Source organism: Xenorhabdus cabanillasii (assembly GCF_003386665.1).
In the GTDB taxonomy this organism is placed as follows: Bacteria; Pseudomonadota; Gammaproteobacteria; order Enterobacterales; family Enterobacteriaceae; genus Xenorhabdus; species Xenorhabdus cabanillasii.
In genome coordinates this window covers 2,648,523-2,671,319 of record NZ_QTUB01000001.1, presented here as the reverse complement: position 1 = coordinate 2,671,319, position 22,797 = coordinate 2,648,523, and the positions used below count along the sequence as shown (strand labels likewise).

Genomic DNA, 22,797 nt, shown 5'->3' with positions numbered 1-22,797 from the left:
TATGCGCTTGATTGAATGGATTCATTGTATTGTTAGACGTTATGTTTCCAAAGTATTTCTACGGGTACTAACGATTTTCTGCTCAACCATTGTGATATGTAATTCAATAGTAACAGCCATGCCTGATGCTAAAGAAAAAATAAAACTCAATGAAAACGTTGTACGTGTCGTTTCTGGTATTATCAGTTATACACACTGGCCAGTCACACGCTCAACGCTACATTTGTGTCTGGTAGCACCATCTAATTACATTGATGTCTTAGCCAACATCAATATGCCCACTGACGACACAAAATTACAAGTAGAAATTCTGAACTTCAACGCAGAAAAACTATTAAAGAAATGTGATATTGTTTATTACGGTCAAATTGACCCCATACTTCAACATCGAGTGATTAGTCAAAAAAATGGCAAACCCCTTCTCACAATTGCTGAACAGAATCAACATTGTGAAATCGGTAGTGCATTTTGTCTCAATATTGACAGTACACAAACGACTTTTAACCTTAATCTCGATATTTTGACACGCAGTGGTGTACGCGTAGATCCAAATGTCCTGCAATTGGCTCGCAAGGCGGAATAACTGTATGAAAAAGCGTTATTCACTAATGCCATCACGCCCGACCTTACGTCAAGCTGTTCATCGTATTCATTTGATCATTACTTTTGTCACATTATCCGTTGTCGGCCTGTTTCTTTCATTACTGGCACTATTTGCCATGCAGAAATATGCTGAAAATAATTTAAAACAGACTTCATCGACAATAGCCCACACTGTTCAGGCTGCGGTTGTATTTAATGATAAGACAGCCGCGAACGAAATATTGGAAATGATCGCGGTTCATAATAATTTTACAGCAGCGAAAATTTTCGATGCCAAAAATCAAATTTTGGCTAGCTGGCAAGCTAGTCAAACAACCCGAACCGGTAATTTCAAGAAACTGGTTGAATATTGGATTTTCCCTGAACCAATCACTTTTCCCATATATCACCATCAACAACAGGTAGGTTCGGTTTGGTTAATCGGCAATAGTGAACACATCATCAAATTTATCTATCAAGCCTTATTGGTACTATTCGCTTGTTTACTGATTAGCGCCATACTTTCACTCTATCTTTCCCTGCATATGCACGATGGTATTGTCAGGACATTACAAAACATTGCTGGTGTTGCCCATGATGTCCGGCAACGACGGGCTTTTTCACAACGTGTTCCTTCCGCCAAAATTGCAGAACTGCATGAGTTAAGCCAGGTTTTTAATCATCTGCTTGAAGAATTGGAAGAGTGGCAACACCATTTACAAACTGAAAAAGCAGCATTGGCATGGCAGGCTCAGCATGACTCCCTTACAGGATTACCCAATAGAGCCACTTTTGAACGCGTATTATCGACTGTGATGAATGATAAATTCATGCGTGAAAGCGCAGTGATCTTATTTATTGATGGCAACCGACTGAAATATGTTAATGACATCTATGGACATGCAGCAGGCGATCACGTCCTGATCACAATAGCTGATACCTTAAAAATGAAAGTACGAAAAACCGATACTGTCGCCCGCCTGGGAGGTGATGAGTTCGCTATTTTATTACCTTCAGCCAATTTGGAAGATGCAGAAAGGATCGCAAAAAACATTATCCACGCTATGGACACCCCAATTCAGCTCCCCAGCGGTCAATACCTGCGTATCACACTCAGTATTGGTATCGCCCTGTCAAACGCTGATTTAACAGCAGAACAACTACTCTCTGAAGCAGATGCTGCCATGTATCACATCAAACAACGAGGTGGTGGCTGGTACTCCGTTGATACAACAAAAATAAACTACTTATCCAGGAATTCATCATGATAAAAAACCGTGTTTTTATATTTGTGATTGCATTTATTACCCCTATTCTCCTTAATGCCTGCCAGAATAAAAGGAACCTAACGGCAGAACAGATCACAATCCTTAAACAGCAGGGATTTCATCAGACCGATGAAGGATGGCTGTTTGGCATGTCAGAAAAAGTGCTCTTCGGTAATAATCAATATCATTTACGTTCTGAAGGTGAAGCAAAGCTGAAAGAACTGGCTGCGGCTTTATCCAAAGCCGGCATTCATCACGCACGCCTGGATGGTCATACAGACAATTATGGTGAACTGAGCTATAACAACCAGCTCTCACTAAAGCGGGCTAACACGGTTGCGGATGCCCTGACACATGGAGGAATGCAGAGATCCAACCTGAAAACCCGTGGTTTGGGGCCAAGCCAGCCTATTGCAGATAACCGCAGATCAAAAGGCCGGGCAGAAAACCGCCGTGTAGCGATTGTGATTACTGCTCAGTAAATAACTTATAAACCTTATGGATTTCAAGATGCAACCAACAAAATGATGACTTGAAGAACAACAAGTATAAATAAGATAAGGAATAATCTGATAAAAAATTGGCATTAATCAATAAAATAATTTAATTATTTCGCCAAGGATGGCAATAATAATCGATTTATTCTATTTATTACCATTGATTACGTAATTTATTAGCCGAGCTTTCCCATACAGCTATATATATTTCCTGTCTTCAATATCTTCCTGTAAGATAGCCGACGTTGTTTTTCAAACAGAAAGCCATTTTTCATAAACAACAAGCTCACAGAATTTTACAAAATTAGACGGTAAGTCTACTGTTGGGTAATGGGCTTTATCAAAAAGGAGAAATGATGGGGCTGAATTTTAAATCATACCGAACATTGTATCGGGTATTTGTAATATTATTCGTCGTCATCACCTTAAGTGTTAGTAATATATTATGGAAAGTATTTTCCAATTATCAGAATAATATCAAGCCTGATATGGAGCTGGAAGGAGTTTTGCTTTCATTGGCAATACTCATGCTCTTATTCGCCATTTTTTTATATCAATTTACTAAAACTGTTATTATCCCGTCATATCAATTAAAAAAATCCGTTAAAAATAAACAATTTATCCCTTATATACAACCTATTATTTGTAGCCAAAATAACACCATCATCGGGTGTGAGATCCTTGTACGCTGGCAACATCCAATACAGGGGCTATTGGCACCAAAAGATTTTATCGCGCAAATTGAAAAATCAGATCTGATTGTTCCTTTAACACGTAACTTAATCACGCAAGTACGGAATTTCTTCGCTCCGCTTACCCATCAGCTACCTAAGAACTTTCATTTTAGTTTCAATATCAGCGCAAAACATTATAAAGAAACCAGCTTATTGGATGATTGTCGTGATTTTCTGCGGGCATTCCCTGAGGATTCTGTCCGGTTGGTATTAGAAATTACAGAAAGAGAATTACTGGAGCCAGATGAATACTCAATTAAACTATTTAATAAATTAGATGAATTAGGTGTATTAATCGCTTTAGATGATTTCGGCACAGGTTATTCAAACCACACATATTTACAAAAATTTAATGTCAATATGGTGAAAATAGGTCATAACTTCATTAGCAAAATGAATACTGATATGATTTCGAAGCATATTGTTGAAAATATCATTGACTTAGCATTGCGAATGAATTTAGAAATTGTGGCAGAAGGCATTGAAAACCAAAAACAGGTGAATCAACTAAGAAGCTATTCCGTAAATTATTTACAGGGGTATTATTTTGATTGTCCCGTGTCGCTGGAGGAATTTGTCCATAAATGGTTGAAGTAAATAATACAACTATTCTTAAGTCTTAAACCTATAAGAAATAATTTGAAAAGATATCTGTACCCAGCCTCCGGCAAGAGGCAGCAGCCTCTCATTAACCCCTGAAAACACAGATAACTATGTGGCCGGGGTGAATGAGCGCAGCCAATAAAGAGGTGACTTAAAAGACAAAGGGTATATCGTACTATAATTTTAACTCTATCCATTTCTGCTGCAATTGTTACCAATGACTTATCCACCCCCAACTCATTAGCAAAAAACTTAAATTGGCGGGTAGCATGATAAATCTCTTCCAGCATATCAAGTAACGGTTTTTTACTGGTAAATCCGGCCTGTGCAGCCATCGGTATGTTTTGTCAGATTAAGCTTAGGACGCGCACCACCGGAGCCACTGGCATTCATTAGATATTCAACAAAATCAGAATTTGTTCCTTCAAATTCCTTAACGGCTTCCTGGCCGAGTGTAATAAGATCGATGTCTCTTTCACCAGTATCAGCAAAGGATATCGCCGGTTCATAATAGAGTGCACCAGAACAATGTTCACCGATATAAGCAAGCCGTTCTAAGGCCGTTATCATTCGCGGGTTAAAACCATTTTCGCGAAATATCCGATCCATTAAATAAAGCCCCCATCTATCTGGCAAACTAACGCCGAAAACACCATGTAAGCCATAATGTGGCTCTTTTGGTGCTTTCTGTATGAATTAGCTGATTTCCATCAGAAAGTTTTCTTTTGACATTAAGTGGTGTCTTAAGCATTTTTAAGCACCTCGGCAATTGTCGTTGGTTCCCGCTCACGCTCTTTAGTTAACTCATGGAGTGGGGATAACTCACCAATCGCTTCCATTAACATTAAAAACTGTCGCAGGGAAATGTTACCTGTACGCTCAAATTTCCTGATAGTGCTATATGGCACACCAGAACGCCTGGACAACATTTCAACGGTGATTTTTTGTTGTTTACGCTGCCGCTTAATAAAGCCTTTTAATTCATGCTGTACATCATAAGCCGTGTAGAATGAAAGCATGGTAGCCTCTTTTGTCACTATAATGACAATTATATGGGAAATACTATACTAAATTGTCACAATAGTAACATAATAATCCAAACTGGATTTTTTATTACACCTTTCTTGCTATTACCCTCTTTCCATGCTCATTTATCACAATGGGTAATCTATGTGAAAATATATATCCATCATGTTGAAATTCAATTAAAGATTTCGTTGAAGGTGAGATAAAGAAAGTATCACCATCAAAAAAACATTCTGAATTTTTATTTAAATAACTATTAACAAATGGTTCAACATGATTGATATCCATGAAATAAACTTCGTCTTTTATATAAGAGTTATCAGTTATTATAAACACATCATTTGCAAGATATTTTTTAAAGTGAGTATGTTCTAATATCTCAGCATCACCCCGATTTTCCCAATTATCTATTTTTTCCAAGAATTCAAATCTACCTTCTTGTGAAAATCCTATATAACTTAATAATATTAACTCGCCGCCAATTGCAGGTTGTAACATTCGATCGGCCTTATCCATAGTATATTTTTTATAATTTTCCATTCGTCCAGTCTTTATTTCATATAGTTTAATGTCATTTAACAATACATAAAATTATTCTGCCCTTCCACCTTGTTTAAAGGCATTTTTGGCTTCATTTAAACTCATAGAATCAGCATCTCCGGTAAGCTCAGGATTTGCGGATTGAACAGGATCATCTTCCCAATTACAAATATCACAAATAAATATTCACCAAGTGAGTCTAAAACTCTATTTTAGCAGCATGGACAAGGGTATTTTTGATTCAAAGTTAGAAAATTAACGAACAATCATCCCCAATAAAATCCCTACTACACTAAAATCCGCATCACTGAATGTGGTATTGGCAATACCAATACTTCCCAGAACAGGCAACAGAAATACGGGCAGGAATGTAATCAATAACCCTTGCGCAAACGCTCCAAGGATCGCCCCTCGTCTTCCTCCCATTGCATTGCCGAAAACCCCCGCGGTTGCACCAACAAAGAAATGAGGAACAACGCCGGGAATAATCACCGTCATGTTCAGCAAGTAGAGAATAAACATGCCAACAACACCGGCAATAAAACTGCTCAGGAAGCCTATCAGGACAGCATTTGGTGCATAAGGAAAGACCACCGGACAATCCAGTGCAGGCTTGGCATTCGGTACTAATTTGTCGGAAATACCCTTAAATGCAGGCACAATCTCAGCAATCACCATTCTGACACCTTGTAAAATGATATATACACCCGCTGCAAATATGATTGATTGCATCAGTGAATACATTACTCTGTTTTTTCCACCACTGACTTGTCGGACTAAGTCCTGATCAGCAAATAAACCGGTAATAATAAAAATAATCGCCATAGTTAAAGCGATGGCGACAGAAGTATCGCGCAGAAACAATAAACTTTTAGGCACGTTCATCTCTTCCGTAGAATGCGCTTTATTACCTAATTTGCTGCCAATAAACCCCGCCAAGACGTAAGAAAGTGTCGAGAAATGACCAAGTGCCACATCATCAGAACCTGTCACTTTTTTCATATAAGGATGAGCAATCGCTGGAAAAAATACCATTGAAATACCAACAACAATTGAGCCTATCACAACCAGCATCGTGCTATTTATTCCTGCCACAGAAAGAATAACTGCCACCATCATCGACATAAATAAGGTGTGATGTCCGGTCAAGAATATAAATTTCCACGGTGTGAAACGGGCAATTAGAATGTTAATCACCATAGCGAAGAACATAATCATCGCCATCTCTTTGCCAAAACTTTTCTGCGCTATCGAAACGATAGCTTCATTATTTGGTACAACGCCCTGAATACCAAAAGTATCTTGAAAGATAGTGGCAAATCCACCTAGTGAAGTAACTATCAGGCCCGCTCCTGCACCTAAGATAACGAATCCGAGTATAGTTTTTACTGTTCCTTTGATGCACTCTGTCACAGGCTGTTTCTGCATTACCAAACCAATTAATGAAATCAGCCCGACTAAAATCGCAGGCTCTGCCAGTACGTCGTTCATCAAAAATCGGAAGAAATCCATATTTTTCTCCAGTTACAATCTGCCGAGTTCTTGTAATACCGCAGATAAACGCACTTTCATTGCAGATTTATCTAGCATATTTTCCAATACAATGATTTTTCCAGCTATCTGCTGTTTAATCAGTTGTTCTGCAATATCTTTTGTAGCAATGAAAATATCGCTCTTGGCCGCTTTTGCTGAACCTAAATCTGTATGTTCAACACGGGCTTCAACGCCTAATTCCTGCAAAATATTTTTAATACTCATCTCCATTATCAGGCTGGTTCCTAAACCATGACCACAAACAACTGTAATTTTCATCTTATTTTCCTGTTAAATAAAAATATTGGTTAATATCCTTGAACAATAGAAAAAATCTCATCCTGATTTTTGGTCTGCATTAATTGGTTTATTTTTTCCTGATCATCAAATAATCCTGCAAGTTCAGCGATCACTTCTATATGGCTATCACTACTTGTTGTGGCAAATACAAACAGTAACTTGACCGGATCATTTTCTACAGAACCAAACATGACACCCTGTTTTATAAACGTCAGGCTCAATGCAAGACGATTGGCCCCTTGCTCCGGTCTCGCATGGGGGATCGCAATACCTGAGCCAATCACGTAGTAAGGGCCAAACTCTTCATGGGCACGATAAATGGCATCGACATAACTCGGCTGAATCGCTGCATTATCAATAAGTGGCTGGCAGGCTAACTCAATGGCCTCTTGCCAATCTTTAACACCAGGAATCCATTGAATAACATCACGATTCAGTAGGGTTTTTAACATTGAACTCTCCTGACTTAACGCGTTTTCCGCCAACATTACATCTGTAAAATGCTTTCAAAAGTCCGTCACTGAGTAAAAGCATAGTCACTACAAATCAAACATACCGATGGAAAAAGAGAAAAAGCACAATAATACGGGGTAAGTCACATTACAGACTGAGATGAAGAGATATGCACTTATATAAAATTATGCGGAGTGGTCACAACTCAATCTGATAACTTTCAGTTGTAGAGCGTGACCAAATCTGACGGACTGCTTTGTGCCAAAAGCAGCCGTTGGGTTGACCGATGGCTAACTCGTAACTCGTTTTTGCTCCGAAATTGCTGGAACATTGATTGGCTACCATAATGTAACGTTACAACAGTAAAAAAACCACACTGACAATTCATGCTCGTCAATGATTGAAAATCATTGCAAAAAAACGCTTTATAAAGAATAAAGGCGTTTTACACAGAGTTCAGAATTTATTTCCAGTGAATATATTGAAATATTTTACTTCACCATTCTTTTCCTTTCACTGTAATTGAGGATTCATTCTGACAACGGCAATCAGGTACGTGAAAATAAGAGTAATATTCATATTCACACATAAGCTTTATTTCAGGTAAAACATGCCCCTATTTTTAGTAGATAAAATAGGCTTCACAACAAGATTACCTGCACCGATAGCTCCTTTGAAATCATCATTAGCATCAAATCCATATTAGGAAAGTATCAATTTTTGGCAGAAATAATCGACGCAATAGTAAAGTTATTCTAAAGTAATGATAGTCTGACGAGGCTCCACTACTTTATGTTCTTTGACTAACACTTTTATCGTGCCTCAAGCAGTTTAGTTCCCTTACTTAAACAAAATCTGGTTCTTTAGGGGTCCCTCTTATGAAGATGTACAGGCACACTGTATTCCCAATAGCCCTAAGAGTGGCTTTGTTTTTTCCTGGAATAAGTATTAATGCAATAGCGGACTCATCATGTGGTTCTTCGAATACGAAGACCATCATTTCTGGAAATGAGACAGAATCCTGTAACCTCTCACCGGGCGAAAATCTTACTATCAAGAAGAACGCATCAGTTGATGTTCCTCAGGGAACAGACTTCTCGGATCTCTACGGTCTGAAATACAGTGCGGTTAATGTCGGCGTTAACAATAATCTGGCCCCCGTAATTTTAGTTGATGACATTGAGAATAACGGAGTTTTGCAGGGATCTAGTGGAGTCACAGTAACTCACAGTGGTTCTGTTGGAAATCTGCTTAATCACGGAACTATAAATGGAACGAACGGAGCCGTATGGGTTTCTGGTCAAATAAATATGCTAGATAATTATGGCTCAATCACAGGCAATGATGATCCTAATTCATTCAATTCAATAACAATCGAGCAGGCGATTAAGGCAAATAAGGGTCAATATGGACGCGTAGATACCATCCTGAATCGGAAAGAAGGATCAATTGATGGGATATCTGTTACAACTTCAACACTTAAGACTCTTGATAATTATGGAATACTGTCTCAGGGGAATATTGCCAACTCTGCTCGCGCAACGTTTATTATCGAATCTGGCAGTAATGTCAGCACTTTCAATAACTATGGAACAGTGACCGGACCTAATCAAAGCGTTCTGATTCAAGATGGAGGATACCTCGAAAACCTCTATAATCACTCCGGGAGTAAAGGGATAACGGCTGACCAGGACGCAATTCAGGTCACTGGGCAAGGCATGACATGGGATGTTAATCCCCACATCAGGTCGTCCAAAATTAAACAGATTACCAATGCTTCCTTGTTATATGGAAAGCGAAATGGAATTTATATCGGCGATAAAAGCATTGTTAATACCATAACGAATCTGGATGGCGGTGTGATAAAGGGGGATAATTTTTCGATAAGTAATAAGGGACGCATTACTGACGGTATTTATAATTCAGGCACAATTGATGGCAATGTAGAGCTTGGCAATACCCGTCTTTATATGTCTGGCCCAAATGCAACCCTGAAGGGCAATGTATCCGGGTCGAAAGATTCAGTTGTCACTATAGGGGGAAAAGGCGCTGCGACGGAAAACCTGGATCTTACCTATACCCACGACATGAATGTCGGCACTGTCAAGATATTATCCGGCAGCGCGTTACGTCTTGGCGACGGACATAAAACGGGAAGCATCACCAGTAACATTGATAATGCAGGGAGTCTTTATTTCAACTTTAATACGACAATTTCCGCCTTGAATAACAGTGGCACAGTGTTCGTTGGCGGAGATAACAAAACTGTCGGGCGTACACTGACGATCGCGGGGGATTACAGGGGCAATAACGGCACGGTGACTATATCGACTATGTTGGGCGGGGATCACTCAAAAACTGACAAACTGGTGGTGAAGGGCAGCACATCGGGTACAACTCATCTCGTGATCAAAAATATCGGTGGAACGGGTGCACAGACGACTGAAGGCATTAAGGTTGTTGACGTACAAGGGGCATCAGACGGAATTTTCCATTTGGTTGGTGACTATAATCATAAAGGAGAGCCTGTCGTTGTGGCTGGGGGGGCGTATGCCTACCGTCTTTATAAAAATGGCACTGGCAATACGGATGGAAACTGGTATCTGCGCTCATCGTTGATCAGTTCAAAACCTAATCCTAAGATTATACCGGAACCGACACGGCTCTATCAGGCTGGTGTTAGTGTTTACGAGGCTTATGGCCGGGTTTTACAGATTCTGAATACGCCAGCGTCCTTGCGTGACCGGATCGGAGGACGTAAGGGCAAGCAGCGTGAAATGGATGGTTTCAAAAATGCCGCTGGTGAGCACAGCACAGACGATAGTACAAACCAGATACTCAATGGGGTATGGGGACGGATGACAGCCTCTTACGGTAAATTATCGCCACGTGTCTCTACATCGGGTGCTGGCGCCATCACCTATAATATGACCCGTGCTCAACTCGGCATAGATAGACGCTTTTATGAAAATGATCAGGGTTCAGCGGCAGGGGGTGTTTTCCTGCAATATTCGAATATTGGTGCTGATGCAGGCTCTGTGCATGGTGAAGGTAACATCCGTGCGCATGGTTACACGATAGGCATGACAAGCACGTGGTACGGCAATAATAAGTTTTATTTGGATGGATTAGCTCAGGTGACCTACTTTGGCAATGACCTGAATTCAAAGACTGCCCATCGGCAACTGGGGAATAATAAGTCCGCTCTGGGATATGCGTTGAGCCTGGAAGCAGGACAACGATTTGACTTAAGTCCAGCATGGTCACTGACCCCGCAGGCGCAGTTCGTGTTCTCTTCCATAGACATGGATGAATTCCATGACACATTTGGAGCCAAAGTCCGCTTTGATCAAAGCAGGAACATGAAATTACGCGTGGGCGCGACTATAGACTACAGCCAAAAGTGGAGCGATGATCAAAGCAAGGATGAAAAAGCCTCTAACCTTTACGGCCTTTTCAACATTCGACAGGAACTTCTGGGACGTAATGATGCTGTTGATGTTGCTAATGTTGCCTTCCACAGTGGAAATGACCGCACTTGGGGTGAGACTGGTATCGGTGGTTCCTACAGTTGGAATGACAGCAATTCTTTCGTCTATGGTCAGACTTCAGTCAACACCAGCCTGAATAATTTTGCAGACAGCTACGAGTTGAGCGCAAAAATTGGTCTAAGGATGACATGGTGATTAAATAAGAGCCACAGGAATTAACAGAAAACCGTGGGGATGATACCCTTCATATCCCACGGTGAGAACTCTCGTCGGAGGTTTTTCCTGATTGCAAAATGGATACTTATTCGTTGGGGTCGTCGCGGTAGTGAGACCACCCGACCAGACAGATAAATAAATTATTGTATTCGATTCTGTAGTCTGTGCCATTATTCTTAACGCCGTTATCCTCAAAGGCGGCACAATAGGTTCTTCCCAGAGTTGGGTTCCCTGAACTTGGCGTTATTATACTTTCAGCCCAAGTATTATCAAGACGACTGCTTTCTGGGCAATCAACAGTACATATAAGCTTTCCGTCTGGTCCTGTGTACCAAAATGAATTGGTATTGCTATAGGGAGAATCATCTCCATCATTCTGTTTTTTCCAAGTGGCGTAAGTATTTCCAGTGACGTTATCTTGTATCGTCACTGTATAATCATATCCAGCTAACGTCTGTAAGAAATACGAAACATACCAACCACTTTTTATACCCGGAAAAGAAAGTGTTTTCGTTGCCATTGCTAATATCTCCTTACTGTTGTCCCATAGTATATTTTATGCTTCCGACACGATTATTGGCAGTAACCCTTATAATACAATTTCCTCCCACCTCGCCTTTCAGATTTATTTTAAACTGCCCGTATTCATCTGTATTCATTGATTGTATCGTATCGGGGTTTGAACCAATTTCTGACACGTCACTTATGTTTATGGCCTGATCTATTTTATAAGAGACGGCTGTGTCTTTAATTTGTTCAGATGTCTGTTTATCGTGAATCTGAATTGTCAGTATTTCATATTCGTCACCGATTGGCTGATATCCGGTTATTATTAGCGTTGCTTCAAGAAATGGTTGCGGAGAGTCTGATTTTTTAATTGTGACGTGGGTACTTTCAGATTTAGCTATATTCGCGACTAAATCGGTGATGGTATAGTAAATATTATAGCTACCGAGAGGAATAGCAGAAAAAGGGATGGTTATTTGATACGTTGGATTCTCGATATTTTCATCTGTGATGAAAAGCGGTATTGACGATAGATATGGAGTCAAGTGAACAATGATTTGGTATCCAACACGAACTTCTTCATGTCTTTTTATTATAACTACCAGTTCGTCTTGGTCTAGTTCTGATTCATCAATAATACCATTGTAGCTTTGTGGTAAAGTAAGAGGAACAAGACTGTCGTTCATTATGATGTTCTTTATAGACATGCTATCACCTTTCACAAACAATTATCTTAATGAAAGTGACTGCAAAATAGCAGTCACATATTCTGGTTAGGGTGCTACTCTACCGAGTCTCCTCCTTCTCCTGGTGCTACTGTACCGAAGCTCCTAGTGAAAATTTTCGATTTCTGGTTCTGGGCAAGACGGCTGTAGTCTATCGTGAGTACTGCTACATCATAACCATCTGCTGAGTCATACCCCATCAGTTTATCAGGCGTGATGGTAACCTTATAATAACCATTTGTTATTTCTGTCGATTTCACAGGTTGATTTTTAACAACCATAATAGGTAAAGGACGTGCTTTTTCTGGGAAGATGTCGACATAGTGTGAGATATAGGCTTTAATCGTGATCATGTCACCTGGGGCAATCGTGTGATTTGGATTATTGGGATCGGATGGTAATCGAACCTCAAGCCCTTTTGTACCGATGCTATTGATATTAACTGGGTCATATATGCCAATAAATTGATTGTATTGGTCATACACCTTTGGCGCAACCAGAGTCCGATGTTTGTCATTGGGACTCGGACCGTTAATACCATCGTTATCATAATTTATGTAATTAAGCTTGGATCTTACTGGCGTACCTGTTTGGTTAAGCGTAACATAGCTGATATGATTATCACCCGAATACATGTCGCTGTAAGCGGCTTTAAATCTATAATATCCGCTTTCTTCAACTGTTAGCTGCCCTACGAAGAGTTCTTTCTTAAACGTGTCTTTCCTATCGTCCGTCACAAACCCGATTATAAAATCGCCGATTTTGGCCCCCTTGTAGCTCGGAACCATGAAAGTAAAATCATCCAATTGATCCGGCCTTGTTAAAGTAGAAGACAAAAATGTTTCTTCAATGTTTGGTGGCTCAAGGTCATCGGATACATTAGTCGGAACAGTCGTAATAAATATGACTTGTCTTTGATTGTATCCCTCATAATTGAATATCGTATCAAGTTCAACGAACTTGCTGACACCCTGAGTGGCGTATATTTTTAGATTCACCGCAGCGTTTGATGTTTTCTGAATCAGGTAGTAATAAAACTGCTTATCTAGATCAATATCATAAGGTTGAATTTCATTCATGTCCTCCGCCGTGAATATTCGTAGCGGAGCTGTTGTTCGAAGCGGAATATCATAGTTTGAAATTGGACCACCGTGTTTTACCATCGGATTGATTGATGCTGAAACGAATGGGTTGTTTGCATCTGGGGGTTGGCCAGTGAAGTTAACAGGCTTAGAGTCATACAAATAAGCCGCAGATCCTCTCAGTATGCAAGTATTTGGTTCCAAGTCTGGGTTATCGACAGCGTGATAAGTTACCTCATGTTTTGGGTTGCCCGTCGTATTTGCAGTAAACTGGATTTTCTGCTCGCCGCCACTTTCGTCAGCCTGGAATATCAGTTGCTGGGAAAACCTCCCCTTAACAATTGCGCCGGGGAATGTCTTTATTAGTTTCACACCCGGTGAATGAGAAACGACACTGACCTTTGTACTATTAACATTTATATGTGGTTCATCCGTTATCAAAACAACCACACTGAAGGGTTGCCCTTTGATAATACTTTTACCATCTGTAGGAACTGTCGTGATTTGTCCAGCCATTATATTATCCTTTCAAAGTGTAAAGTTTATTCTTAGCTGAAAACCACATCCACTAGATGTGGTCAACAGCAGGTTTTGACTCAGTTTCGAAAGTAACAGAAATGACAGCATTTATATTTAGGACTTTTCATGCATCCCTTTAGGACGCAATTAATACCGCCTTATGACAAGGCTATTTTTCTGGAATTTACAATCAAGATTACATTCAAGAAAATAAATGTCAATATGCGTATAATAAAAAATATTATTATATTAAAAACCTCTCAATACTATCTCTAATCGACTTATTCTTATTACAAAACTGAGTAAAATAAAAACAATTCAATTGTTATTTCAGGACTACTCTCTATACTAAGCAACAAAAAATATTACATTTAGAGATAATTAAAGCATGTTTAAAATCACAACCTTATGTAATTTAAAATTATAATTTCTTCTTTTAAATTTATATAAAACAAAAAATATAAATATTGAAATAACAAAATATAAAGTAATCATTTTTTTGTAATAAAAAAATAAACAGAGAAAAATATGGAAAACGGGTATCCTTATTTTCGCTATATCTATATAGCTAAATCATCTAATGACGAACTCATCAACTAAAGATAGGGATTTCAATAGAATATGAAGAACTGGCATCAGGTCAGAAATTGGAATGAACCAAACTCATTGACGGTAATGTATTTTTACATTACATTTATGGTGAAATTGATAAGATTCTAATGGGGGTCAATATGGTATCTTTATCTGTCACAACTAAAGGACAAATCACTCTTAAACGTGATTTATTACAACACCTTGGTATTAAGCCAGGGGAGCAAATTAACCTTGATAAGTTACCCAATGGCGAGCTTCGGATTCGTGCCGCACGGCCTACTGGCACTATCGATGATTTATTTGGACTGCTTGCAGGCAAGACCACGAAAATAGCTACAATTGAAGAAATAAATGAAGCCGCTGCGATCGGTTGGTCAGGTGATAAATGAAAGTTACGATTGATACAAATGTGCTTATCCGTGCCGTAGTATGTGATGATCCTAAACAAGCCAAAACTGCTCAAAAAATTCTAAAAGAAGCCGCTCTGATTGCAATTTCTCTTCCGTGTTTGTGCGAATTTGTATGGGTTTTGAGTCGAGTTTATAACATTGATAATAAAACGATTTATTCCACAATTAGGACGCTACTGAATACGGAGAAAATAACTATGAATCGCCCCGCAGTTGAGGCAGGGCTTGCACTGTTAGAAGCAGGGGGCGACTTTGCTGATGGTATTATGGAGTATGAAGGAACATGGTTAGGGGGAGAAACTTTCATTTCTTTCGATAAAGAGGCTGTGATTTTACTCTCAAAACAAGGAAAAAAGACAAAATTATTAAAATAGGCTCGGTAGATTATCTACTAAAATTGAATTTTAAATTAAATAGAACGATTGCAGGGAAAAAAGGAGATTCAGAAATGAGTAAATTAACAGTAGCCGAAAAGAAATGGCTGAATAAATTACAGAAAGTATTAAATGAGTGTCCATTTAATAGATTGAGGTATAGCTCCCTGGAAACATGGTTATTATGATATTGATGGTTACCATTATCCTAATGGAAGTATTGATGAACTTTGCTACCCGGTCGTATTCAGGACTTTTTCTCTTCCATTCTTCCATAAAAAAATCAGATTGCCTTTTGCTTGTATAAAATACATACTTTAAATTTATACTTAAAGTGTGTATTTGAGGTGTGTAATGAAACATAGAGTTAACGTAATCAGTTGATAAAGAAAATTATCTGATTTTGAGTTCCGCTGACATAAATATTTCGGGTTTTGTTAATGAAATCATGACCAGGGAGGCTCAGCGCATCAAAGCTGAAAATTGAAAAGCAGATAATCGTAAAGGAATGGAAGAGGTTGCTCAATTTACTGAACAATACGGCTCATTTACTGATGAAAACAGGAACTGGTAAATGCAATATGTTGTTTATCAATACAACGGAAAGGAAGCAAATACAGCCTGTTTGTTGATGTACAAAGCTATATCATTGAAACACCGGGAAGACGTATGGTTATTCCTTTGGTTGAAGCGCACCATTTCTCAGACAAGGTAAGTCGCCATCTATTCCCCATAGTGCAAATCAAAGGTAAAAATTATCGGCTTTTAACAACAGAACTTTCAAATGTCTCAGAAAGCGTAATTGGAGAAAAAATTACTGATGTAATCCAGCTGGTCATCAGATATCAAAGATAAGCTTAATCTCTTATTTTGGGGAATTTAAATAGAGCTGCCTGCATTCAAAATCTAATGCAAGCAGCTAATGTTATGTTAGTTGGAGTTATCACAACTCAATCTGATAACTTTCAGTTGTAGAAGACTTTATATCCATTATTCATATTTTGAAGTCATATGCAAAAATACACAGGCCATATTGCTTAACGAACCAAATGCAAAAAATGAATGTGCTTTTCGTATTGATCCAAAATATCGTGGATGATCTGTTCCTGAGTCCATCCCATCAGATCATAATCCTGTCCACCCTCTTTAAGGTAAACTTCAGCACGATAATATTTTTGTTCCTCACTTCTCTCATCATCTTCCAGACCTACAATAGCAAACGCTGGTTGAATATAACCTCGCAGACGAACTTCATAGACAAAGTTAAGGTTTTCGCCAAAATCCACTTCCAGATGAATTCGGTCGTCCATCTCATCATTGATGACAACAACTTTGTTCTGCTTTGCTAATTCTCCAGCCACCATACTCATTGCCTGCTGGATGACTTCGTTCATAAAGCGTTTTACCTGCGAACTTTTAGGATAATAAACGATATTTCTTAATCTTCGCTGCCACGGGATCGGGTTACGGCTGGCCGGAGGTGCTATTGTAGTCATCTGCTGGCTGTCTTTCTTATATGCGTCAATCCGTAATGCCTTAAGCAAGCCATATATCGATATCAATAAAATTATCGAGAAAGGAAGCGCACTGGCGATCGTTACTGTCTGCAAAGCAGATAAGCCTCCTGCAATCAATAGAGCAATGGCAACCGCTCCCATCAAACCTGCCCAGAAGATCCGCTGCCAGACAGGTGTATGATGAGCTCCACCAGAAGCCAGTGTATCAACCACCATGGCACCAGAATCAGCAGAAGTGACAAAGAACATCACGACCATGAGCATTGCAATGAACGATAAAACGGCAGGCAATGGAAAATGTTCCAGAAAATTAAACAGTGCCAGAGAAACATCTGTCTGTACGACGTTGGCTAATTCTTTGGCTCCCTGATTGGCAATCATGTCAATCGCACTATTACCAAATGCCGTCATCCACATCAGAGTAAAACCACTGGGTACGAACAAAACACCCGTGACAAATTCCCTGATTGTCCGGCCCCGGGAAACTCTGGCGATAAACATCCCAACGAATGGAGACCAGGATAGCCACCATCCCCAATACAGTAATGTCCATCCTCCTAACCAATTACTGGATTTAGGTTCATAGGCATACAGGTTAAATGTTTTGCTGACAATTTCCGAAAGGTAGCCGCCCGTATTTTCCACGAAGGACTTCAACAGCAGCACCGTTGGCCCCAAAGCAACAACCAGGATCAACAGTAAAAATGCCAGCCCTAAATTCAACTCAGATAGAACACGGATGCCTCTCTCTAACCCAGAAATAACCGAAATGGTTGCCAGAGCGGTGATTGCAATGATCAAGATAACCTGTACCGTCCCATTGATAGGCAAATCAAATAGATGGTTAAGACCAGCATTCACTTGGAGAACGCCATAGCCCAAAGACGTGGCTACGCCAAATACCGTACCAATAACCGCAAAGATATCAACAGCATGGCCAATCGGCCCATAAATTTTATCACCAATAATCGGGTACAGCGCAGAGCGCAGTGTTAAAGGCAAACCATGCCGATAGCTAAAAAATGCCAGAATCAAAGCCACAATGGCATAGATTGCCCAGGCGTGCAGCCCCCAATGAAAGAAAGTTAACTTCATAGCCTGTTTAGCCGCAGCAATACTTTCAGGTGTGCCCACCGGTGGTGACAGATAGTGCATGACAGGCTCAGCCACACCAAAGAACATCAATCCAATACCCATCCCCGCAGAAAAAAGCATGGCAAACCAAGAAAAATAACTGAAATCAGGTTCAGCATGGTCAGGGCCAAGCTTTATATTGCCGTATCTGGATAAACCCAAATAGGTAACTGAAAGTAAAATCAACGCAACGGCAAGGATATAAAACCAACTAGCATTAACAAACAAGTCTTGCTGCAAAGATTTAAACCACCTATCGGCAAGCTCCGGTTTCAAACCGGCAAATGCGACCAGTGCAATGATCAAAAATGCCGAGAAGAAAAAGACTGGTGGGTTAATGTAAGTTTTCGTCTTTACCTGTCCAGTATTATCTTGACTCATACTCATCCTTATACTCATCCTTCAAAACTAGTTTCCGACACTATCTCCTATATCATTCCAAAAAAATATTTTGCCGAAATTTCAATAAAATAAATGTAACCCAAATTAGGGTTACCCGTCCCGCAGATATTTTTCGCTCATAATTCACTCAATCTACATTCATGATCACCTTAACATAAAAATCAGAGCAACTGTACTGATAGAGAGGTATATAAAACATCATTATTAACAAACAAATAACATTAATGGTTAATAAATTAACAATAAAAAACTTTAACCTCATTTTTCCGCGTAATTTATTAATAACATATAACCGATAGTGCAATGATCTCTCATTTAGATTAATAACTGACATAAGGAAGTTAACACCATGTTAAATAAATTGGATGAGTTAGATGGATTAAAAGGTAAACGAGTTGTGGTGACAGGCGGAGGCCGCGATTTTGGACAGGCTATTTCTGTCTGGTTAGCACGGGAAGGTGCTCATGTTGACCTCTGTGCTCGTCAATTAAAAAGTGCTGAAGCGACTTGTAAAATTATTCAGGGTGAAGGCGGGATCGCAAGGAGTTATCAATGTGATATCAGTGACGCACAGTCAGTTCGCAACTTTGCCAATCAATTACTGCAAGACAGTAAACCCATTGATATTCTGATATTGAGTGCAGCCCAATGGCTGGAAGGCAATCTGAATGATGATGACAGTGATGAAGATATTATCAGCACGATGAATTCCGGTGCAACAGGCTCCATGCTATTGACCAAGATGTTATTACCAAGCCTGCATAAATCTCAGGGAGCCGATATTATTGCGATGGTGTCAGTCTGCGGCATTCCAAACTTTATCCGCTCTGCCGCTCATCCGGTATTTTTTGCTGCCAAACATGCGATGAGTGGCTTTTGCCAGACGATTTCCCATCAATTAAGCAAAGATAATATTCGCGTAACCGGAATCTATCCCCCTGATTTTGAAGTTAATGGTTTTGATGAAGACCTGGACGACCATAAAACAATGGGTAAACAAGTACTGAATGGACGCTCAGTCTGGGAATCGATACGATTTGTTTTGACCCAACCTCGCAGTTGCCATATTAGTGCGATTTATTTTCAGGGCCCCACTTTTGAGGATATTAAGCAGTTATAGTCGATTAGTCATCTCCACCTGAATATTAACTGTGAAGAAAAAAGCGCTCATTCCATTGTGCGCTTTTCTTTATCTCTCTGGGATAATCTGATATTAAAAACACGATCTTCGATAGAAACTGTCGTTAACCAGCTCAAAAATATTTCTCAGATTTCACTACACTTAAGAAAATCTAAAGTTATAGTAAGTCATGATTAATAATATGGAGGGTCCGGTTTTTTAATGAAATAACTTCAACTCTGACTAATTCTGAAAGGCTCCGATTTAATTGTCTTACAGATATCCCGAGCATTGATGCCAGTGTCTCCCTTTTCTCCAGTGTAAAACTCTTTCCGTAGAGCTGAAATTGTGTTACCAGATATCGGCGCAGCTTATTTTCTGATGTAATCGTCACAGTGGTTTTACTTTGTGAGGCATCAAATAATTTTCTGGACAGGTTACTACAGATAAATCTCAGGAAGACCGGATTATTATATCCGTACTCACGGACAGCAGTAGCAGGGAAAGAAAGTAGCTGTGACGCACAGAGTGCTTTTACTGTGCTGACTGTCCTCTTTTCTTCCCCATAAAGCAGCTCAAGATCCCCAGTCAAAGACAGAGGTTCCTGAATAGAAAATACCACCGTTCTTCCATCCAGATCGTAATACTCCACCTGCAATCGCCCTTCTACAAGACAATACAAAAAAGAAAGTCGGTGATTCTGTGTAACAATAGATTTATTTTTATCCATACCGATCAAACGGGCTGTAGAGAGTAATGCTTCGGGAAAGAAACTCTGCAAATTATATTTGCTTACAAAATGATCCACTGATAGCGGTCTGCGGATGGATTTCATTTTTTGCTCCTAATAATGGCAATCATATTCGCGGATTAAGATAGATCCCATACAAGTATTCACCATGTCACTTTCTTATTTAAAGAGCCTCCCTGATATAAGTTTTTTTTCACAAAACCTGAATAAATGTCCCCACCAATAACAGAGAAGCCTTTCACGCCCGAACATAAATTAAAAAAAGGCCATATGGCCTTTTTTTGAACAACAAGCCGATGGTAGGGTTACAAAATCCTATACTGACACAAGGACTAAACTGATGAGAAAATTACTGATAGATACAGATACTGCTTCAGATGATGCTGTCGCACTTTTAATGGCCCTGAGGGAACCCTCTGTACACGTGGAAGCAATCACCACTGTATCGGGTAACTGTGCTCTCGAACAATGTGTACGTAATGCTTTGATATGTTTAGAAAAAGCCGGCACATACTACCCTCCTGTTTATGCAGGTATGTCCAGACCCCTATTTAAGCCCCATTACACATCTCACCATATTCACGGAAAAGATGGAATGGGTGATATGAATCTAGCGGAAAGCTCCCTGAGTCCAGAGAATCTTCATGCCGTTGATGCATTACTCAGCCATACTGACCGTCTGCCGGGAGAGCTAGAAATTGTCACGTTAGGCCCACTGACAAACATTGCGATGGCTGTTCTGAAAGATCCGTCTTTTGCCAAAAAAGTAAAACATGTTTATGTAATGGGGGGATCAGGACTCACTCCCGGAAATATTACCCCATTGTCAGAATTCAATTTTTATGTAGATGCTGAAGCTGCCAATATAGTCATACAATCTGGACTTCCACTAACAGTCACGGGTTGGGAAATTGGCATGGGAGAAGCGTTCATTAATCAAGATGATATCATGCGCCTAAATGAACTCAGTAACTTAGGCAGGTTTACTGTAAGGTGTAATAAAGTCCTGATGGAATTCAATGCAGGCAGAACAAGCCGTGTTGGATTTGATTTGCCAGATCCCACCACAATGGCTGTGGCATTATATCCAGATATTATAGATGAGTATTTAGATGCATATACATGGGTAGAATATAAAAGTGAAACGTCCTACGGGCATTATGTTATTGACTCGACAAAATTGACCGGTAAAGCTCCAAATGCACGTGTTGTAACCAAAATCAAAAACGGTATGTTCAAAAGAAAACTATTTGAATTACTCTCCTGATTGGCTCCATTTAAATAGAAGTAAATTTCTGTGACATTTGACCCTCGTTTCCTTGAAAAAGTTGAACTGCATGTGCATCTTGATACTTGTCTGAGTTATCACTATGTCAAAATGCTGTGCCCCGATCTCACTCTTAAAAAATATCAGGATGAGTTTATCACATTCCATCAATGTCAAGATCTCGGTGAATTTTTAAGTAAAATCACCCCACAACTCAGCTTGTTACAAACAATACAGGCGATCAGCTTTGCTGTAGATGATTTATTCGATCAGCTTCATGCCGATAATGTTATTTATGCAGAAATCAGGTTTGCACCTTTACTCCATCAGAATCATGGATTATCACCGGAGATCGTGACAGAGACGGTCTTAATAGCGATGCATCAGGCTACACATAAATACGGCATTGAGGCCAGATTGATTCTGTGTACATTACGCCATTTCACAGCAAGCGAAAGCATGCAAACAGCACGGCTCGCCGCAAAGTATCTGAATCAAGGGGTCGTCGCACTCGATCTTTCAGCTGATGAAGCTCGTTATCCTCTTGATAACCATATTGCAGCATTTGAATATATGTATTCCATGGGAGGGAACTGTATTGCTCATGCCGGAGAAGCGAAAAGTCATGAAAGTGTGACAGAAACCTTGGAAAAACTAAAAGTTACCAGGATAGGACATGGCGTTCGCTGTATAGAAAACAACCATACCATTGACCAGTTAAAAGCGAATAATATTCATCTGGAAATTTGTCCAACGTGTAATATTATCTGCAATGTTTTTAAAAGGATAGAGGAACACCCTGTCAACAAACTAAAAAAATCAGGAGTCAATCTGAGCATAAATACTGATGCAAGAACTGTTGTCAATACCACTCTGAATAAGGAATATATTTTATTACATAACACGTTTGGATGGGGTCATAAAGACTTTATTGACTGTAATCTCTCTGCCATCACGGCAAGTTTCATTTCACTGGATATGAAAAAAAGGCTTTCTGATATTATTCGAAATTCATTTATTAAAAAATCTGTTGACTAGTAAGATCTTTCCCGGTTTGCGGCTTTATTCCACGTGCACCGGGATGTGTTTTAACATATAGCAACCCCGGCAGGTTATTTTCTCATTCAAATCATTATGAACAAATAAATAATC

23 protein-coding genes and 2 pseudogenes are annotated in these 22,797 nt (G+C 39.5%); 13 read left to right on the top strand and 12 right to left on the bottom strand.

Annotated elements, in window-relative coordinates; all coding sequences use genetic code 11:
* Position 1: 1 nt before the first annotated feature.
* From yfiR to BDD26_RS12560, 4 genes are all read left to right on the top strand, one after another.
* The gene (gene yfiR, locus BDD26_RS12575) at positions 2-583 is read left to right on the top strand and encodes a regulatory sequestration protein YfiR (RefSeq protein WP_115826710.1); all 582 of its coding nucleotides are present in this window, start codon (positions 2-4) and stop codon (positions 581-583) included.
* Between the two features lie 4 nt (positions 584-587).
* Positions 588-1,850, top strand: a complete 1,263-nt coding sequence (gene dgcN / locus BDD26_RS12570) for a diguanylate cyclase DgcN/YfiN (RefSeq protein WP_115826709.1) — start codon at positions 588-590, stop codon at positions 1,848-1,850.
* Positions 1,847-2,332, top strand: coding sequence for an outer membrane lipoprotein YfiB (gene yfiB, locus BDD26_RS12565; RefSeq protein WP_115826708.1), 486 nt, complete (start codon positions 1,847-1,849; stop codon positions 2,330-2,332). Before dgcN ends, yfiB begins: the two co-directional genes overlap by 4 nt.
* A 338-nt stretch (positions 2,333-2,670) precedes the next feature.
* Positions 2,671-3,678 (top strand): EAL domain-containing protein, encoded by a 1,008-nt coding sequence (locus BDD26_RS12560; RefSeq protein WP_244922731.1) that lies wholly within the window; start codon positions 2,671-2,673, stop codon positions 3,676-3,678.
* A 312-nt stretch (positions 3,679-3,990) separates the two neighbouring features.
* Here the strand turns inward: BDD26_RS12560 and BDD26_RS12555 are convergent, their stop codons facing one another.
* The 7 genes from BDD26_RS12555 to BDD26_RS12525 form a co-directional block, all read right to left on the bottom strand.
* On the bottom strand, positions 3,991-4,320 hold the full coding sequence (locus BDD26_RS12555) for a hypothetical protein (RefSeq protein ID WP_339353119.1): 330 nt from the start codon (positions 4,318-4,320) through the stop codon (positions 3,991-3,993).
* 107 nt (positions 4,321-4,427) lie between these two features.
* Positions 4,428-4,703 carry a helix-turn-helix domain-containing protein gene (locus BDD26_RS12550; RefSeq protein WP_115826706.1) on the bottom strand — a complete coding sequence of 92 codons (276 nt, stop codon included), beginning with the start codon at positions 4,701-4,703 and terminating at the stop codon, positions 4,428-4,430.
* Between the two features lie 94 nt (positions 4,704-4,797).
* On the bottom strand, positions 4,798-5,250 hold the full coding sequence (locus BDD26_RS12545; protein ID WP_099119393.1) for a hypothetical protein: 453 nt from the start codon (positions 5,248-5,250) through the stop codon (positions 4,798-4,800).
* A gap of 51 nt (positions 5,251-5,301) precedes the next feature.
* Positions 5,302-5,421, bottom strand: coding sequence for a CPCC family cysteine-rich protein (locus BDD26_RS20230; protein WP_244922811.1), 120 nt, complete (start codon positions 5,419-5,421; stop codon positions 5,302-5,304).
* 84 nt (positions 5,422-5,505) lie between these two features.
* Positions 5,506-6,762 carry a PTS ascorbate transporter subunit IIC gene (locus BDD26_RS12535; protein ID WP_038261815.1) on the bottom strand — a complete coding sequence of 419 codons (1,257 nt, stop codon included), beginning with the start codon at positions 6,760-6,762 and terminating at the stop codon, positions 5,506-5,508.
* A gap of 12 nt (positions 6,763-6,774) precedes the next feature.
* Positions 6,775-7,062, bottom strand: coding sequence for a PTS sugar transporter subunit IIB (locus BDD26_RS12530; protein ID WP_038261818.1), 288 nt, complete (start codon positions 7,060-7,062; stop codon positions 6,775-6,777).
* 29 nt (positions 7,063-7,091) lie between these two features.
* On the bottom strand, positions 7,092-7,535 hold the full coding sequence (locus BDD26_RS12525) for a PTS sugar transporter subunit IIA (protein ID WP_038261820.1): 444 nt from the start codon (positions 7,533-7,535) through the stop codon (positions 7,092-7,094).
* Between the two features lie 879 nt (positions 7,536-8,414).
* Here BDD26_RS12525 and BDD26_RS12520 point away from each other — a divergent pair.
* Entirely contained in the window at positions 8,415-11,222 is a 2,808-nt protein-coding gene (locus BDD26_RS12520) for an autotransporter family protein (protein ID WP_115826705.1), read from the top strand.
* A gap of 106 nt (positions 11,223-11,328) precedes the next feature.
* Here BDD26_RS12520 and BDD26_RS12515 read toward each other — a convergent pair whose 3' ends face one another.
* From BDD26_RS12515 to BDD26_RS12505, 3 genes are all read right to left on the bottom strand, one after another.
* On the bottom strand, positions 11,329-11,763 hold the full coding sequence (locus tag BDD26_RS12515) for a hypothetical protein (RefSeq protein WP_115826704.1): 435 nt from the start codon (positions 11,761-11,763) through the stop codon (positions 11,329-11,331).
* A gap of 13 nt (positions 11,764-11,776) precedes the next feature.
* Complete coding sequence (locus BDD26_RS12510) at positions 11,777-12,457, bottom strand: Ku family protein (protein WP_244922730.1); 681 nt, start codon at positions 12,455-12,457, stop codon at positions 11,777-11,779.
* 74 nt (positions 12,458-12,531) lie between these two features.
* Positions 12,532-14,073 (bottom strand): hypothetical protein, encoded by a 1,542-nt coding sequence (locus tag BDD26_RS12505; RefSeq protein ID WP_115826703.1) that lies wholly within the window; start codon positions 14,071-14,073, stop codon positions 12,532-12,534.
* Between the two features lie 734 nt (positions 14,074-14,807).
* On the opposite strand from BDD26_RS12505, the gene BDD26_RS12500 reads away from it, so the two are divergent.
* From BDD26_RS12500 to ccdB, 4 genes and pseudogenes are all read left to right on the top strand, one after another.
* Positions 14,808-15,059 carry an AbrB/MazE/SpoVT family DNA-binding domain-containing protein gene (locus tag BDD26_RS12500; protein WP_115826702.1) on the top strand — a complete coding sequence of 84 codons (252 nt, stop codon included), beginning with the start codon at positions 14,808-14,810 and terminating at the stop codon, positions 15,057-15,059.
* Entirely contained in the window at positions 15,056-15,454 is a 399-nt protein-coding gene (locus tag BDD26_RS12495) for a type II toxin-antitoxin system VapC family toxin (RefSeq protein WP_115826701.1), read from the top strand. Before BDD26_RS12500 ends, BDD26_RS12495 begins: the two co-directional genes overlap by 4 nt.
* Positions 15,455-15,857: 403 nt before the next feature.
* Positions 15,858-16,028 (top strand): annotated as a pseudogene (locus BDD26_RS20660) (type II toxin-antitoxin system CcdA family antitoxin).
* Positions 16,029-16,337 (top strand): annotated as a pseudogene (gene ccdB, locus BDD26_RS12485) (type II toxin-antitoxin system toxin CcdB).
* Between the two features lie 154 nt (positions 16,338-16,491).
* Here the strand turns inward: ccdB and BDD26_RS12480 are convergent.
* Positions 16,492-18,486 carry a BCCT family transporter gene (locus tag BDD26_RS12480; RefSeq protein WP_115826700.1) on the bottom strand — a complete coding sequence of 665 codons (1,995 nt, stop codon included), beginning with the start codon at positions 18,484-18,486 and terminating at the stop codon, positions 16,492-16,494.
* Positions 18,487-18,856: 370 nt separating this feature from the next.
* On the opposite strand from BDD26_RS12480, the gene BDD26_RS12475 reads away from it, so the two are divergent.
* Positions 18,857-19,627, top strand: a complete 771-nt coding sequence (locus BDD26_RS12475; protein ID WP_115826699.1) for an SDR family oxidoreductase — start codon at positions 18,857-18,859, stop codon at positions 19,625-19,627.
* A 57-nt stretch (positions 19,628-19,684) separates the two neighbouring features.
* Positions 19,685-19,825, top strand: coding sequence for a transposase (locus tag BDD26_RS20220; RefSeq protein WP_244922729.1), 141 nt, complete (start codon positions 19,685-19,687; stop codon positions 19,823-19,825).
* Here BDD26_RS20220 and BDD26_RS12465 read toward each other — a convergent pair.
* On the bottom strand, positions 19,806-20,462 hold the full coding sequence (locus BDD26_RS12465; protein WP_115826698.1) for a Crp/Fnr family transcriptional regulator: 657 nt from the start codon (positions 20,460-20,462) through the stop codon (positions 19,806-19,808). The two genes, BDD26_RS20220 and BDD26_RS12465, sit on opposite strands and share 20 nt — an antisense overlap.
* A 256-nt stretch (positions 20,463-20,718) precedes the next feature.
* Between BDD26_RS12465 and BDD26_RS12460 the strand changes: the two genes are divergently transcribed.
* Positions 20,719-21,645, top strand: a complete 927-nt coding sequence (locus tag BDD26_RS12460) for a nucleoside hydrolase (RefSeq protein ID WP_115826697.1) — start codon at positions 20,719-20,721, stop codon at positions 21,643-21,645.
* A 30-nt stretch (positions 21,646-21,675) separates the two neighbouring features.
* Positions 21,676-22,683 carry an adenosine deaminase gene (gene add / locus BDD26_RS12455; RefSeq protein WP_115826696.1) on the top strand — a complete coding sequence of 336 codons (1,008 nt, stop codon included), beginning with the start codon at positions 21,676-21,678 and terminating at the stop codon, positions 22,681-22,683.
* Positions 22,684-22,797: the final 114 nt, after the last annotated feature.